The organism is Desulfovibrio sp. 1214_IL3152 (assembly GCF_036763055.1).
Classification (GTDB): domain Bacteria; phylum Desulfobacterota; class Desulfovibrionia; order Desulfovibrionales; family Desulfovibrionaceae; genus Desulfovibrio.
The window spans coordinates 1-1330 of sequence record NZ_JBAIYW010000024.1 but is presented as its reverse complement, the minus strand read 5'-3'; the positions used below and the strand labels follow the sequence as shown (position 1 = coordinate 1330).

Genomic DNA, 1330 nt, shown 5'->3' with positions numbered 1-1330 from the left:
GCCGTACCGCGCGCCGCAATGGGTCCGGCAGGCGGCATGTCCGGCAGGGGCTGCGGCTTCCGGCAATGCATGCCAAACGCATTGTGTGCTTGACAGGGCGCATGGCGGGCAGTATACAACACGTTCCTTGCCCGTACCCGTGTGTGCGGGCTGTCAATCCACAAGGAGAAACACAATGCGGAAATTTGAAACCCTGCTGCTCCTTTCACCGGAGCTTTCCGCCGAAAACCGCGAGGGCGTGATCAGCACGTTCACGGGTATTATCGAGCGTGAAAAGGGCGTTATGGAAGAAGTGGACAACTGGGGTATGCGCGACCTCGCCTACCCGGTGCGCAAGCTGATGCGCGGCTACTACGTGCGTCTGGTGTACCAGGGTCCGGCTCCTCTGGTGGCCGAACTGGAACGCAACATTCGCATGAACGACGGCGTATTCAAGTTTGTGACCGTCAAGCTGGCCGACGAAGTGGCCGGGGAGGTTGCCTAGATGGCCTTCAAGAAAAAATTTGCCCCGCGCCGCAAGTTCTGCCGCTTCTGCGCAGACAAGGACCTGCCCCTGAACTACAAGCGCCCTGACATTCTGCGTGATTTCATCACCGAGCGCGGCAAGATCATTGCCCGCCGCATCACCGGAACCTGCGCGCACCACCAGCGCCTGCTGACCCGCGAAATCAAGCGCGCCCGTCAGATGGCCCTGCTCATTTACACCGCGACGCACGATTCCGGCGTCCAGAAAAAGAGCAGCATCTAAGGAGGCGCACATGAAACTGATACTTCGCGCCGACGTGGAAAATCTCGGCAGCCTTGGTGATGTGGTTGATGTCAAGCCCGGTTACGGCCGCAACTTTCTGCTGCCCCAGGGCTTGGCTATGGTGGCCTCGCAGGCCAACCTGAAAGTTTTTGAACAGGAACGCAACAAGCTGCAGGCCCAGATGGACGCCCTGCGCGCTGAAGCCCAGGCCATGCAGGCCCGTCTTGAAGCCCTTGACGTGGTCATCACCATGCACGTGGGCGACAACGACAAGCTGTACGGTTCCGTCACCACCACCATCATCGGCGACGCCATCGCCGCCCTTGGTGTGGATGTTGACCGCCGCCGCATCCTTATGGACGCCCCCATCCGCACCCTGGGCGAACACCCCGTGCGTGTGCGCCTGCACCCCAGCGTTGTCGCGCTGGTTCCGGTGAAGGTTGTGTCCGACCACCAGTCCTATGAAGAAGAGCCTGCTCCTGAAGCCCCGGCTGAAGAAGCTGAGGCCGCTGAATAGGGGATATAGTGGTTTCCCACAGTGATCATGGCTCCGCCCCCGGCCCCGAGGCCGGGGGCGCGCCA

Annotated in this window: 3 protein-coding genes; all 3 read left to right on the top strand. The window is 61.2% G+C overall.

Annotated elements, in window-relative coordinates:
- The first annotated feature begins 175 nt into the window (after positions 1 to 175).
- The 3 genes from rpsF to rplI are packed head-to-tail and all read left to right on the top strand — an operon-like array spanning position 176 to position 1265.
- Entirely contained in the window at positions 176 to 484 is a 309-nt protein-coding gene (rpsF, locus tag V6C07_RS00450; RefSeq protein ID WP_333534379.1) for a 30S ribosomal protein S6, read from the top strand.
- Positions 485 to 748, top strand: a complete 264-nt coding sequence (gene rpsR / locus V6C07_RS00445; protein WP_012625643.1) for a 30S ribosomal protein S18 — start codon at positions 485 to 487, stop codon at positions 746 to 748.
- A gap of 10 nt (positions 749 to 758) precedes the next feature.
- Positions 759 to 1265: a 50S ribosomal protein L9 gene (rplI, locus tag V6C07_RS00440; RefSeq protein ID WP_333534375.1), complete on the top strand. Its 507-nt coding sequence runs from the start codon at positions 759 to 761 to the stop codon at positions 1263 to 1265.
- Positions 1266 to 1330: the final 65 nt, after the last annotated feature.

What these genes read in the sequence shown, in the direction of transcription:
- rpsF (WP_333534379.1), top strand. Translation starts at nt 176, where the DNA reads ATGCGGAAATTTGAAACCCTGCTGCTCCTTTCACCGGAGCTTTCCGCC.
- rpsR (WP_012625643.1), top strand. Translation starts at nt 485, where the DNA reads ATGGCCTTCAAGAAAAAATTTGCCCCGCGCCGCAAGTTCTGCCGCTTC.
- rplI (WP_333534375.1), top strand. Translation starts at nt 759, where the DNA reads ATGAAACTGATACTTCGCGCCGACGTGGAAAATCTCGGCAGCCTTGGT.